At 48.7% G+C, this 12968-nt stretch carries 12 protein-coding genes; 4 read left to right on the top strand and 8 right to left on the bottom strand.

Annotation, left to right across the window (positions count from 1 at the left end; genetic code table 11):
- Nucleotides 1-517: 517 nt before the first annotated feature.
- From SIB68_RS07470 to SIB68_RS07440, 7 genes are all read right to left on the bottom strand, one after another.
- Nucleotides 518-2611: a tetratricopeptide repeat protein gene (locus SIB68_RS07470; RefSeq protein WP_413681815.1), complete on the bottom strand. Its 2094-nt coding sequence runs from the start codon at nucleotides 2609-2611 to the stop codon at nucleotides 518-520.
- Nucleotides 2612-2852: 241 nt separating this feature from the next.
- The gene (locus SIB68_RS07465; protein WP_155724845.1) at nucleotides 2853-3005 is read right to left on the bottom strand and encodes a hypothetical protein; all 153 of its coding nucleotides are present in this window, start codon (nucleotides 3003-3005) and stop codon (nucleotides 2853-2855) included.
- A 252-nt stretch (nucleotides 3006-3257) separates the two neighbouring features.
- Complete coding sequence (locus SIB68_RS07460) at nucleotides 3258-3851, bottom strand: 2OG-Fe(II) oxygenase (protein ID WP_236068770.1); 594 nt, start codon at nucleotides 3849-3851, stop codon at nucleotides 3258-3260.
- Between the two features lie 14 nt (nucleotides 3852-3865).
- Nucleotides 3866-5116, bottom strand: coding sequence for a tetratricopeptide repeat protein (locus tag SIB68_RS07455; protein WP_413681814.1), 1251 nt, complete (start codon nucleotides 5114-5116; stop codon nucleotides 3866-3868).
- Nucleotides 5117-5208: 92 nt separating this feature from the next.
- Nucleotides 5209-6588 carry a phospholipase D-like domain-containing protein gene (locus SIB68_RS07450; RefSeq protein ID WP_413681813.1) on the bottom strand — a complete coding sequence of 460 codons (1380 nt, stop codon included), beginning with the start codon at nucleotides 6586-6588 and terminating at the stop codon, nucleotides 5209-5211.
- Between the two features lie 79 nt (nucleotides 6589-6667).
- Nucleotides 6668-6844, bottom strand: a complete 177-nt coding sequence (locus tag SIB68_RS07445; RefSeq protein ID WP_196757069.1) for a hypothetical protein — start codon at nucleotides 6842-6844, stop codon at nucleotides 6668-6670.
- A gap of 16 nt (nucleotides 6845-6860) precedes the next feature.
- Nucleotides 6861-7958, bottom strand: a complete 1098-nt coding sequence (locus SIB68_RS07440; RefSeq protein WP_063399210.1) for a DUF4912 domain-containing protein — start codon at nucleotides 7956-7958, stop codon at nucleotides 6861-6863.
- A 246-nt stretch (nucleotides 7959-8204) separates the two neighbouring features.
- Between SIB68_RS07440 and SIB68_RS07435 the strand changes: the two genes are divergently transcribed.
- Nucleotides 8205-8351 carry a hypothetical protein gene (locus SIB68_RS07435; RefSeq protein ID WP_413681812.1) on the top strand — a complete coding sequence of 49 codons (147 nt, stop codon included), beginning with the start codon at nucleotides 8205-8207 and terminating at the stop codon, nucleotides 8349-8351.
- Nucleotides 8352-8414: 63 nt separating this feature from the next.
- Here the strand turns inward: SIB68_RS07435 and sufR are convergent, their stop codons facing one another.
- Entirely contained in the window at nucleotides 8415-9062 is a 648-nt protein-coding gene (sufR, locus tag SIB68_RS07430; RefSeq protein ID WP_063399199.1) for an iron-sulfur cluster biosynthesis transcriptional regulator SufR, read from the bottom strand.
- Nucleotides 9063-9436: 374 nt separating this feature from the next.
- On the opposite strand from sufR, the gene sufB reads away from it, so the two are divergent.
- Genes sufB through SIB68_RS07415 form a run of 3 tightly spaced genes read left to right on the top strand, consistent with a single transcriptional unit; the run spans nucleotide 9437 to nucleotide 12967 of the window.
- Nucleotides 9437-10879: a Fe-S cluster assembly protein SufB gene (gene sufB, locus SIB68_RS07425; protein WP_063399197.1), complete on the top strand. Its 1443-nt coding sequence runs from the start codon at nucleotides 9437-9439 to the stop codon at nucleotides 10877-10879.
- Between the two features lie 49 nt (nucleotides 10880-10928).
- Nucleotides 10929-11717, top strand: a complete 789-nt coding sequence (sufC, locus tag SIB68_RS07420) for a Fe-S cluster assembly ATPase SufC (protein WP_063399196.1) — start codon at nucleotides 10929-10931, stop codon at nucleotides 11715-11717.
- Nucleotides 11717-12967, top strand: a complete 1251-nt coding sequence (locus SIB68_RS07415) for a SufB/SufD family protein (RefSeq protein WP_063399195.1) — start codon at nucleotides 11717-11719, stop codon at nucleotides 12965-12967. Before sufC ends, SIB68_RS07415 begins: the two co-directional genes overlap by 1 nt.
- Nucleotide 12968: the final 1 nt, after the last annotated feature.

The following is a 12968-nucleotide window of genomic DNA, read 5'->3' as shown; positions in this document are numbered from 1 at the left end:
TGCTGCCATTCCAGTTTTTCCCGAATTCGGGAATTAAGCCCCAGTTCAGCCCCACGCCACTGCCGATCTATCTTCCGGGTGGAATACTTGGGAAGCAACGGTGAAGTGATTAGTTGCAAAAAAATAACGATAGCTGAATGACAGGGTTTCTTGTTCCTAACGATTGACTCACCTCGAAGCCTTATAAATTGTCTAGTTGAGCAATAGCCCTAACAACAGCGCCTGGCTTGTTCTGATTTAGTCTCAGCCTTGCTCATCTCATCTGCAGATGAATGGCTTGACCACCAAGATTACTCGGCTATACGCTTGCTGTATCGATTCACTCACGGATCAAGACCAGAGATTGTTTGGCAGATCTTGAATCTGTAGTTCGTCAGCCAACTTTTATCATCCCTAACTACACTATCATTGAAGTGCAGAGATGGCCTTGCAAAAGCATGACTTATGCAAATTCAATAAAGGTTGCGATTGGCAATGTGAAGATTGCCTTTTTTGACCGGCCATTATGTTCTTTCAGCTAAATGCCTATTAGCTTTACAGCAACTTGTTTTGAAAAATAAGAAATCGCGATGACCTGGTAGCTCAGCTTGTTTTGAGAACAAAATTCATTAAGTGCTTTGTATTCATCTTGTTCCCAGTTCTCATTAATGATGAATTCATCAAATATCAATATTGTATGTTCATCGATTATGGCCTTTGAATGATTTAAAGCGCAGAGAGTAGAAGAATAAAGATCGGCATCGAAATTTATTATTGATGCTATCGGCCTAGGTTTAGAGAAAAAGATTGGCAGCGTATTCTCGAACTTGCCTTCTATAAATATTCCACCATCGACTTGAGGAATGATGCCTTCTGCAGAATATGCGCCTCCTTTAGTGTTGTGCCAGTCTTCTGGCAAGCCTTCGAAAGTATCAAATCCATAGCCTTCCTTGAAAGTATTGATTAGATACTTAAACGAAATGCCGCGCCAAACACCAAACTCATAAAAAGGTCTGTCTTTTTTGCTCTCATCCATCATGCTGTCAAATAATGCCCACCTATGGAAGAATAGCTTTGGAATTTCAGGTAAATCTAGTGCCCATCTAAAAGAGCGGGCATGGGAATGATCTTTGTGTTTTGAAATTAAAATATCTTTGAGTAAGGATGGGTCCCCTTGATGATATTTTAGTGCGCCTAGAGTAAGCTTCGCCTCTAAATAGGTCTCGTCTATTTCCAGGCATTGGTTTATCCTTTCTTCTGCTTCTTCAATGCTATTTGCTAATCCATATAAATTCCATGCAGCACTTGCTAAATCAGGTTTGAGCTCTAAGGATTTAAGTGTTGCCTCTTTAGCTTGATCACGTTGCCCTTGCGCCAGAAGGGCCATTCCTAGATTCATGTAGGCATTGGCGTTGTCTGGATTGAGCTCTAAGGATTTAAGTATTGAGTTGATAGCTAGATCATACTTGGCTTGGTCTTGGTAGATGCCAGCAAGGTTGATGTAGACATCGGAGTTATCATCTTTGAGTTCTAATGATTTTAGTGTTACCTCTATCGCTAGATCATGGTTGCCGAGATCTTTGTAGATGAGGCCGAGGTTCATAAGTGCACCAGGGTTATCAGCTTTGAGCTCTAGAGATTTGAGGGTGGAGGCAAGAGCTTGATCAAGGTTGCCGCGCTCCTTGTAGATGAGGCCGAGATTCATGAGTGAACCAGGGTTATCAGCCTTTAGCTCTAGAGATTTGAGGGTGGAGGCAAGAGCTTGATCAAGGTTGCCGAGATCTTTGTAGATAAGGCCGAGGTTCGTGAGGGCGTTTGGATTATCGGTCTTGAGTTCTAGAGATTTGAGGGTGGAGGTAAGAGCTTGATCAAGGTTGCCGAGATCTTTGTAGATACCGCCCAGGTTGAGGTGGGCGTCTGGGTTATCGGGTTTGAGCTCTAGAGATTTGAGGGTGGAGGCAAGAGCTTGATCAAGGTTGCCGAGATCTTTGTTGATGCCGCCCAGGTTTGTGAGGGCGTCAGGGTTATCGGGTTTGAGCTTTAGAGATTTGAGGGTGGAGTCAAGAGCTTGATCAAGGTTGCCGAGATCTTTGTAGATACCGCCCAGGTTCAGGTGGGCATTGGCGTTATCTTGATTGAGCTCTAATGATTTCAGTGTTGAGATTAGAGCCAGATTAGATTTGCCGAGGTCTTTGTAGATGCCACCTAAGTTCATGTGGAATGGGGCGAAGGTTGGATCTATTTCTACGGCCTTCTTCACCAGAGGGACTGCCCCTTGCAGATCTCCTTTCTCTTTGGCGATTAGGCCTAAATTATTGAGTGCTGGAGCATAATTAGGATCTATTGATAGGGCATATTTGTAAGCTTTTATGGCTTCTGCATAATTTTGGGTTGATTTAAAGCAGTTGCCAATATCTTTTGCTGTTTCAGGGTCTGTCTGATCGAGCTGATGAGCTTTGGCTAGGCATTGATGTGCTTTTTCTAATTGCCCGAGAGCGAGTAATGATTTCCCAGCGTATTTATAGGCAAATGCTTCCTCTGGATCCCTCTGAAGAACGTTTTGACAAGCCTGTAGGCATTCTTGATGACGACCAACGGCTGAGAGCTCTTTGATCGCTGCTAAGTCCGTCATATGCTTCATAGCTGGATTGGCTTCATGTTACTTGCGATTTAGAGCCACCCTTAAAGCCAGATCAGAAGCCTGAGCTTTCCCTCCTATTGAATTTACCCTCTCTCCACTACACGCCCTTATTTGAGCGGCTGCCTGTCCAGCTTGCGGCGCAGGCGCAATGAAGTTCCTAGTGCTTTCTTATTCCAGATCTATTCATCTCAGCTGTCAACTTAGTTGCCAGTCAATTTCTTGAAGTCTTCCATCATTCGGCTTCAGTTCGTGGTTCTGTAGCTGCGGAGATGAACCTCAACGCTATGGCGATGGCGACACTGATAGGCGACACTGATATTGGTTTCATGTAGCGCATGCTGCGTGCATTTGAGGAGTAGGTGTTGCGGAAAGAATAGGCACCCATGCCCATTGAGCTGCTGTGTCGGCAAAGAGTTCATGCCAGTTAGGCAGTCGTTTGAGTGTTGCCTCTAGATTCTTACCGCTGATTTTCATTGGGTTTGCGTCTTTACCAAGAACTATTGCCAGCATGTGAAACAGCTTCAACAAATTTAAGCTGTCGCGTTTGATTGGTATCGGCAGCAACCAGCGTGGTTCTGTTTCTTGCTTCTGTCGAGCTCTGCTGTTTTGGCCTTACTCTTGGTAACGAACAACGGCACTAAGCTATCTCTTGGCAAAGATCCATCCATCCAGTAATGATGTATTTCTTTCCAGATTGAACTACATTTCCCTTGTGAGCATGCGTCCACATTGCAGGCCAGATCATCGTTAATCCTTTCTTTGGCTGTATTTGTATATCATAGTGACAGAAGTACGTAGATCCTCCATCTTCTACATCATTCAAATAGGTCATAAATGCAAATTCACGCTCCATGTTCGTAAGGCACCTTTCCGTATGCACTTTGTTAAAATGCTGTCCAGCTTCGTATCTTTGAATATTGAAGACTCCGATATCTAGCGATGGAATTGCTTCCTTCAGAAATGGCCATTGATCTGCATAGTCTTGATAGCACGTTGTTAGGATTTGTAGATAACTGACGAAGATTTCGTTTCCGGCTGAATCAAAGTCTCTTGGAGCAATGCTTACATCTCGGCTGTTTTTTTGAGCAAGATTTACCTCGCCTTCACCTGCATTCCCTGGGGCTTGATTGCTCCTATTTTTTGTTTCGAAGTTGTGAATGATGTCGTCGCAGATAGACAGTGGCTCTATTTCCCAGGCCCCTATGTAATGAGGGCCGGAGGCTTGGGTCAAGATCTGCACCCTTTTCATCTATGTACCTTTAATCCATTGTGAATATCTATTCTTGCATATCCATCTCCTTTTCGTATTAGTTTTATCCCCTCAGAGCATTTGCCAATCCTTTTGAGTGCCTTCCCTTTTCCAGAAATCGCGAGCCTGTTCTCTGGCTGAAGTCTTAGTGCTTGTTCATATGCTTGGATTGACTCTTTTATTTTGCCTTTTTTGAGCAAAAAACCACCCAGGTTGATGTTTGCGTCTGGGTTATCGGGTTTGAGCTCTAGAGATTTGAGGGTTGAGGTAAGAGCTTGATCAAGGTTGCCGAGATCTTTGTAGATACCGCCCAGGTTGAGGTGGGCGTCTGGGTTATCGGGTTTGAGCTCTAGAGATGTGAGGGTGGAGGCAAGAGCTTGATCAAGGTTGCCGAGATCTTTGTAGATGCCGCCCAGGTTGAGGTGGGCGTCAGGGTTATCGGGTTTGAGCTTTAGAGATTTGAGGGTGGAGGCAAGAGCTTGATCAAGGTTGCCGAGATCTTTGTAGATGCCGCCCAGGTTTGTGAGGGCGTCAGGGTTATCGGGTTTGAGCTCTAGAGATGTGAGGGTGGAGGCAAGAGCTTGATCAAGGTTGCCGAGATCTTTGTAGATGCCGCCCAGGTTTGTGAGGGCGTCAGGGTTATCGGATTTGAGCTCTAGAGATGTGAGGGTGGAGGCAAGAGCTTGATCAAGGTTGCCGAGATCTTTGTAGATACTGCCCAGGTTCATGTGGGACGTGGGGTTGTCAGGTTTGAGCTCTAGAGATGTGAGGGTGGAGGTAAGAGCTTGATCAAGGTTGCCGAGATCTTTGTAGATGAGGCCCAAGTTCATCTGGAATGGGGCGAAGGTTGGATCTATCTCAACGGCCGTCTTCAGCAGAGTGACTGCCCCTTGAAGATCTCCTTTCTGTTTAGCGATTAGGCCTAAATTATTGAGTGCTGGAGCATAATTAGGATCTATTGAAAGGGCAATCTTGTAATATTGTTCGGCTTCGTCTTGGTTTTTAGTGGCATTGAAAATGTTGCCAATATCTTTTGCTATTTCAGGGTCTGTCTGATCGAGCTGATGAGCTTTGGCTAGGCATTGATGTGCTTTCTCTAATTGCCCGAGAGCGAGTAATGATTTTCCAGCGTATTTATAGGCAAATGCTTCTTGAGGATTCCCTTGAAGGGTGTTTTGACAAGCCTGGAGACATTCCTGATGGCGGCCAGTGGCTGAGAGCTCTTTGATCGCCGCCAAGTCCGTCACATACTTCATAGCTGGATTGGCTTCATGTTACTTGCGAGTTAGAGCCACCCTCACAGCCAGATCAGCAGCCTGAGTGGTCTCCAGGATTGGTTTCATTCCATCTGCTTGCCGCTCCCACATTTGAGCTGCTGCCGTTCCAGTTTGCGGCGCATTCTTGCTGTGACGCCCAGCTCAGCACCAGGCCAGAGCCGATCCATCTCACGGGTGAAGTGCTTGGCCAGTAGGGGGGAATGGATGACGAGCAGCGTTTCGTCGTTGGTGTGAGCTGCCGCAGGGCTCCAATTCAATGAGCCTGTGATCACTTTTTTGTTGTCGATCACCGCGAACTTTTGGTGTAGCTTGTCTCCGCTCGCCAGTCTCGCTGTACCTACTCCTTCTAGAGGGACTGCGAATGGTTTGTTGCCTACTTCCAGCTTGCAACGGTGATCTGGAAGTGCAACATCTAATAAGTCCAGTACTTCTGAATAGGAACGGCTGGCAAAGCTAGGGTCAGGGATTAAGCGTACCTTCACATCGCTTTGCACCTGCTCCCATAGTTTGTGAACTAAAGCTTGTGCAGAAAAGATGAATAAGGCCATATCGATGCTTTGTTTTGATGTTTCTATTTGCTTGGCAATGAATTGCAGGCCGTTCATCTTTTGTCGCTTTGCGTGTGGAGCAAAGAGCACTTCAATTCGGGTACCACCAACCTTTGCAGCCTGAATACCAGGCTGGCTTTTAGCTAACCCAAATAGGCTGTCTTTTGCACCTCCTGGACCATCGCCCCACATCAAAAGGAACTCCTTTTTGAATAGTTCAGCTAGTTCTGTACTTTTGAAGCTCAGCAAGTGGTTGACATTGCCGCGCGTTTGTATCGCTGCGGGATCTCCATGCATGCCTGAATGGCTGAAGTTTGCACTTCCAGTAATCACCCTTTGAGTATCGATAACCATGAATTTGTGATGCATCAGACCACTGCCTTTGCTGCCGTCTTCTCTGTCATCAATCCAAGGGATTTGATGACGCCTGAGGATTTGCATCGCATCGCCCCGATAGCGTTCTGTGGGGCTTAGCTCCCCGTAGTGATTACGATCTGCCAACATCTTTAGATGGGCCACTCGACGGCGTTCATGAAGGGACATATCTGCTTCATGTAGATCACCCCAGGGCTGGCTAAAGCTGTTTTCGATCACCATTTGCACGGTCACGCCCCGTTGCTTGGCTGCGACGAGTGCGTCTGCTATTCCAGGCAATCTGAGTTCTTGCACGGCCACAAGAATCTCTTGCTGCGCTTGTTCTATGGCAGTGATGACGAACTTCTCAAGGTTGTCGCCGTTGCGCCACTGATCATTAAGAGGGCTGCGGTATCGCGCACCATCGCGATGGTTGAAAACCACCTGGATCCTTTCAGGTAAGGGCAGTTCGGTAGGGGCATTGCCCTGTACAGATCCAGCTTTGCTGCAACTTGCACACCCTAGAAGTACGGGGAGCATCCACTTCCAGGCTTGCTTGCACACCTTTTGACCTCAACCAGCCGCTAATAGGGTTCCACCTTGATTTCGCCCCAGTTTGTTAATGGGGCATTTCTGCAGTGCGCAGCATGGTTACGAACCAGATAGTGGACATCATTAGCGTTATGAGGACTCCTGCACCGACACCAAGACGGGCCATGCTGAGGGGTACAACGAGAGGGAGGATGATGGCCCCAGCGAGTGGAGTGATGGCGACAAACCTACGCAACGTCGTCATGATCTGGGGAGCTCATTTAAAACCATTCTGCGACTGCCTGGTCTTCTGGGTTTGTGTTGTCGGTGGGTGTTCTCCGTTGGAAGTTCAAGGTGATATTGCGCTTCTGCTCACCGTCGGCCGCAGTGGCCTCAATCGCATAGACCTGCTCTCCGTCGCGGAAGGGAACTTGGATGCGGAAGGTTCCATCATTGGAGAGAGGAATGTCTTCGCCGCCGATGGTTAGGCGGGCAGAAGGATCTGTTGCGCCGTAGATCATCAGCTCAGCGTCGGCAATAAGCCAGAAGGTTTTTGGGCGTGGTGGTACTCCACCCAGTCCGGACTCATTACGACCACTGGCCCAAAGGCCGATGCCTGAATCGTTTAGACCATGTTGATCGCTATCCAAGCCGTTGTGTTCTTGGAAGACTTCCGACCCGACCCTGCTGCTGCGGAAGTGCTGTGTAGCGCTTTGATAGAGCCGCTCGTGTAGCCCGCTATCAATTGCGTCGCCAATGGGATCATCCTCTAGCTGTGGTGCTTGTGTAGAGGTGGGCGCAGGACTGCTTGTGATGCCCTTAAGGCTGAAGGGAACAAACTGATCGAGGATTTGCTCGCTGGGGTGGAGTGTTGGGACCTTGGCTATAGAGGAAAAGGCCAGGGACATCCAGAGAGTACCGACGCGATAGCCGAGTTCAACTCGATAGTCCCTATCAGACATTGGAACAGGTAGGTACCATTCGTTGCTGTGGCTGTCTACAGAGACTTCCTGGAGTGTGTGGGGATGTGCTTTGTTGCCATCGATGCCGGTTACGTCGGTTAAACGTAGGCAGAGCCGGTTGGCCCCTTTCGATAGTGCTCGCTTGCGATCAGTTTCTGAGATTTCCCAGAAGACATAAGCCCATTGCGGATCTCGGGGTAGGAAAACCACTCGAGTATCGGACTTGAGTCTGGATGGGGAGTTGAGTTCAGCTTCTAGCCCCAGTCGGTTGCTTTCTTCTTTTTCCTGACGAACCGTAATAGCGTTGAGTAATTGTTCCTTGGTCTTGCGGCTGTAAAGGGTTACGCCCAAATCGCTGGCTACTTGGCGGAGCTGACGGATGGTGAGACGTGCCATAGAAGATAAGGCTTGGGTCACGTCTAAAAACACTCCGTTTTTGTTTGGGATCACATTCTGTGGGCAATTGGTCGTTTACGGGTGGTTAGAGCTCTGGTGGTCAGCATCTACTGACCGCACTGGGATCTGCAGGTGACGCTCAATTGAGTGCACCTACAAAGCAACAACTCAGCTTTCCTCTTCGCCGGGAATGGGGGCTTCTGTTGATCTGTTCCCGAGCAGGGATGGATCAGAGATCAATGCTGCGAGATGCATAGGTATTTGTGAGTGCATCCAGGGCAAGGACTCCGCTGGTCTGCCTCCACGAGATTGGTAGAAGATATGAACTGGGGCACTGCCGATGGCAGTGGTCTAAACCTCTATCAGGAAGGCAAAGGTGCAGCTTGCAGGTTTTGCTGTCGTGGATTTGATTGAGCCTGGCTTGGATCTGCCCAAGGGACTTTCAGGTTGAGAGGATGCACCTACTACGTCTCCAGGTCAGTCTTGCCCTTGAGTTGGTTTGATTTGGAAGCCGCAGCAATTGCCGTATTCCAGACGCCAGTTCACTCGGTCAATCAAGCAATCGGGGAATGTTTGTCTCATCAGCAGTAATTCCTGCTCGCAAACCGATGGATACTCCTCTGCAATTCTTTGCAGGGAACAGTGAAAGTCTTTAATGAACCAGCCAATACCATCTGGCGCGGGCTGCCATTCCGTTTCATAGCCCTCTTGGCGACGTAATTCCACCAGCTTCTCAAGGCGATCCTGGATTGACCCTGAGCCGAGCTGATGGCGGTAGAGGTTGGCTTTTTTGAGTGCTTGTTGACTTAGTAGTGACGTAAATGTCTCGGGAGACAGGGCGGCTTTCATGGACTCCATCAAGCCGAGGGCGAAACTCTCACTGCCATCAGGGAAGTGATGATGTCCCTGTTCTGTCAATTGCCAGAGGTTCGAGGGACGCCCTGGGCCTGTGGGAGTTGGGCTGGCCTCGACCAGACCATCGTCTTCGAGGCTGCGTAGATGACGTCGCATTGCTTGGACTGAGATGCCCAACGATGCAGCCAGGTTTGCCGCACTACTCTCACCCTGCCGCAATAGGAGAGTGAGGGTTGCTTCGCGGGTAGGTGCCTGCGCCTCTGTGGTCATGGATAGTCAGTGCTCCTATAACCATGCCACGCAGAAACAGAAGGTGGCGGCATAAGTTGCGTTAGATCAGGTTCAACGCAGGGTTCAAGCTGCAATCCTATGGACACAATCTGGTTGCGTCTTGAACAGTGCTTCACCAAGCGGCCAGTCACCTCAAGGCCTTTTGCCTTAGGCTTCTTGAAACGAAACCTATTGGTTTCGTTTCTTCTGAGAGCCTTCAACGGCTTCTTGTTTATTCATGTCGTCGTGCCTAAGTTGATCGGCCCATCCTCCTTCTCGATGTCATGCCAGATGCGGTCCTCCATATTTCACAAGCCAAGGCCTTTGTCTAGAGGGTTTCAAAACCTTCACTCCTTTCTGATCGGCTATCAATTATGACCAGCCAAAGCCACGTTGGGCAGCTTGTTTCAGAGCCATATAAGTATGGGTTCGTAACTGACATTGAAACTGAAAAGATCCCTAAGGGTCTTGATGAAGATGTGGTTCGCTTGATTTCGGAGAAGAAAAATGAGCCGCAGTTCCTGCTTGATTTTCGGATCAGGGCCTATCGACACTGGCTTAAACTGCAAACGCCTGATTGGGCAGGCCTTGGTTATCCACCGATAGATTATCAAGATATTGTTTATTACGCGGCACCTAAACAGAAGGAGAAAAAAAATAGCCTTGAAGAGGTCGATCCGACTTTGTTGGAAACTTTTGATAAGCTTGGTATCCCACTTAGTGAACAAAAGCGCTTGTCAAATGTGGCTGTTGATGCCGTATTTGACAGCGTTTCGATTGCAACCACCTATAAAGAAAAGCTTGCTGAGCATGGAGTGGTCTTTTGTTCCATTACTGATGCTGTGAATGAGTATCCAGAATTGGTTCGCAGATACCTTGGCACAGTTGTGCCTTCGAATGATAATTATTTTGCGGCGTTGAACTCAGCTGTGTTCAGCGATGGCTCTTTTGTTTTTATCCCTAAAGGTGTGGAATGTCCGATGGAATTATCTTCTTATTTTCGCATTAATTCTGGCGATATTGGACAATTTGAGCGGACTTTGATTGTTGCAGAAGAGGGAGCATCTGTGAGCTATCTCGAGGGTTGTACAGCTCCGATGTTTGATACCAATACACTTCATGCTGCTGTTGTGGAGTTGGTGGCACTTGATGATGCTTCGATTAAGTATTCCACGGTGCAAAACTGGTATGCTGGTGATGAGAATGGCATTGGAGGTATTTACAACTTTGTCACCAAGCGGGGGCATTGCTGTGGCGCGCGCAGTAAAATTAGCTGGTCTCAAGTAGAAACAGGCTCAGCGATTACTTGGAAGTATCCAAGTTGCATCTTGCAAGGTGCTGATTCCGTAGGTGAATTTTATTCGGTTGCTCTCACAAATCATCGTCAGCAGGCAGATACTGGCACAAAAATGATCCATCTAGGGCCTCGTACTCGCTCTACAATTGTGAGCAAGGGCATCAGCGCAGGCCATTCGGCGAACAGCTATCGCGGTCTGGTGCAGATGGGTCCAAATGCTGTCAATGCCAAGAATTACAGCCAGTGCGATTCCATGCTGATTGGTGACCAGGCTGGAGCCAACACCTATCCTTATATACGCAGTCAGCAGCCTGATGCCAGTATTGAGCACGAGGCCAGTACCTGCAGAATCTCAGAAGATCAGCTTTTTTATCTTCAGAGTCGGGGCATAGATTTTGAAGCTGCAATTTCTATGATTGTTAGTGGATTTTGTCGAGATGTTTTTAGTCAGTTGCCAATGGAGTTCGCTGCTGAGGCTGATAAGCTGTTGGCTCTTAAATTGGAGGGTTCGGTTGGATAATGAATTTCTGCGTTGGCTCAACCTCTCCTAATTCTTTTCGTTTCTTATAGTGATTTCTCCCGATGCTCCAGTACTGATAGAGATACGCGACTTGTCTGCTTGCGTTGATGATCAGCCTATCCTTAATGGAGTAAATCTCACCATCCGTGCAGGCGAGATTCATGCCTTGATGGGGCGTAATGGCAGCGGTAAAAGCACTTTATCTAAGGTGTTGGCAGGGCATCCTGCTTACAAAGTTACCGAGGGAAGTGTTCTTTATCGCGGTGAGGATTTACTCCCTCTTGAGCCAGATGAGCGCTCTCGAATTGGGCTCTTTCTCGGTTTTCAGTACCCGGTTGAGATTCCTGGAGTGAGTAATCTTGAGTTCCTGCGGGTATCCACGAATGCCCGTCGCTTAGCACAAGGCCTGGAGGAATTGGACACCTTTGCGTTCGAAGACTTTGTGCGTGAGCGTCTCGGTTTGGTGCAGATGGACCCAGCTTTTCTAGACCGTTCGGTGAATGAGGGCTTCAGTGGTGGAGAGAAGAAGCGCAATGAGATTTTGCAAATGGCGTTGCTAGAACCTCTTGTAGCGATTCTCGATGAAACCGATTCCGGTTTGGATATCGATGCTTTGCGCATCGTGTCTGGGGGTGTCAATCAACTCGCAAATGTTGACAATGCCACCCTGTTGATTACTCATTACCAGCGTCTACTCGATCTCATTCAACCCGACTACGTGCATGTGATGGCCGCGGGGAGGATTGTGCGCTCCGGTGACAAGGCGCTGGCACTTGAGTTGGAGCAACGAGGTTATGAATGGGTTGATCGTGAATTGGATGCAATGGAGATGACCTGATGGTGGAAGCCCCCATCAAGAACTCCTCAGCTCTCGATGACTGGTGTGAGCGGCTCTTGCACAGTCTTGAAGCCCCATCAGGTCCGATGGCTGCCTGCCAGGCTCAGTCGCGCAATCACCTTGAAACTCTCTCTGCTCCTCATCGTCGACAGGAGGCATGGCGTTTTTGTGATCTTGCACCCATCGCTGAACTTGAGCCTCGACAGATTTGCTCTCTAGGTGAGCCATCGGCTCCTGGTGTTTCTGATCAGGTGACACGTCTGGTCTTAGGGAGGGGGCAGGATCCTTTCGCTGGAGTGACTCTCCCGAAGGGCCTGTCGCCGCTTAGCGATGCGGAACTCAAGCATTCTCTCGGGCACACTTTGAACCTGGCGACATCCAAAGGCCAATGGCCTGTGGCGTTGAATCAGGCCATCGCTTCACAAGTCATTGGCTTGCGGGTTAGCGGGATAGTGGATAGCCCTCTTGAATTGGTGTGTGATGCCGGCGTCGATCGGGGTGTTTTTGCCGTGCGGGTGCTCTTGCTCCTTGAGGAAAAGGCCAAGCTTGAGTTGCTACAAGTTCAGCTGAGTTCAGGTGCCAATCTCACAAGCGTTTTGGTGGAAGCTCACTTGCAAAGTGAGGCCAAGTTGCGTCATGGCCTTCTAGCTTTCGGCCATCCTCAAGCTGCATTGTTGGCTCATCTTGCTGTTGAGCAGGAACCAAGCAGTGATGTTTCCCTGGTGAGTGTCAGTCAAGGTTGGGGTGTGATTCGTCATGAGCCCCAATTGATTCAGTTGAATGGTGGTGCCAAGAGTCAATTGCGGGCACTTCAACTGGTGCAGGCTAATCAGCTTGCTGATACTCATTCCTGTGTGCGTTTTAATGGCCCGGAAGGAACCTTGGATCAACTCCACAAGGTAGTTGCAGCTGGTCATGGCCGCAGTGTTTTTAACGGGGTGGTGCAGGTGCCTCGTGAGGCGCAGCGTACCGATGCCGCGCAGCTAAGTCGTAGCTTGTTGCTCTCAGATCGGGCCCGAATTGACACCAAGCCTGAGTTGGAAATTGTTGCTGACGATGTCAAATGCGCCCATGGGGCCACAGTGAGCCGGCTTCAGCCGGAGGCACTTTTTTATCTTCAAAGTCGTGGAATTTCACCTGATCAAGCCGCCCAGCTTTTACTGCGCGCGTTTTGTTATGAGGTGAGTTGCATGCTCCCATCTATTTCACAGGCCTGGCAGCCATTAGCTCGATTGTTGGATGGGGTTTGAG

Origin of the sequence: Prochlorococcus sp. MIT 1323, assembly GCF_047304905.1 — a bacterium.
Lineage (GTDB): Bacteria > Cyanobacteriota > Cyanobacteriia > PCC-6307 > Cyanobiaceae > Prochlorococcus > Prochlorococcus marinus_D.
Note: the sequence above shows the minus strand (reverse complement) of the source record. Positions and strands in the feature narration are given on the sequence as shown.

What these genes read in the sequence shown, in the direction of transcription:
- SIB68_RS07415 (WP_063399195.1), top strand. Translation starts at nt 11,717, where the DNA reads ATGGTGGAAGCCCCCATCAAGAACTCCTCAGCTCTCGATGACTGGTGT.
- SIB68_RS07450 (WP_413681813.1), bottom strand. Translation starts at nt 6,588, where the DNA reads ATGCTCCCCGTACTTCTAGGGTGTGCAAGTTGCAGCAAAGCTGGATCT.
- sufR (WP_063399199.1), bottom strand. Translation starts at nt 9,062, where the DNA reads ATGACCACAGAGGCGCAGGCACCTACCCGCGAAGCAACCCTCACTCTC.
- SIB68_RS07470 (WP_413681815.1), bottom strand. Translation starts at nt 2,611, where the DNA reads ATGACGGACTTAGCAGCGATCAAAGAGCTCTCAGCCGTTGGTCGTCAT.
- sufB (WP_063399197.1), top strand. Translation starts at nt 9,437, where the DNA reads ATGACCAGCCAAAGCCACGTTGGGCAGCTTGTTTCAGAGCCATATAAG.
- SIB68_RS07465 (WP_155724845.1), bottom strand. Translation starts at nt 3,005, where the DNA reads ATGGGTGCCTATTCTTTCCGCAACACCTACTCCTCAAATGCACGCAGC.
- SIB68_RS07445 (WP_196757069.1), bottom strand. Translation starts at nt 6,844, where the DNA reads ATGACGACGTTGCGTAGGTTTGTCGCCATCACTCCACTCGCTGGGGCC.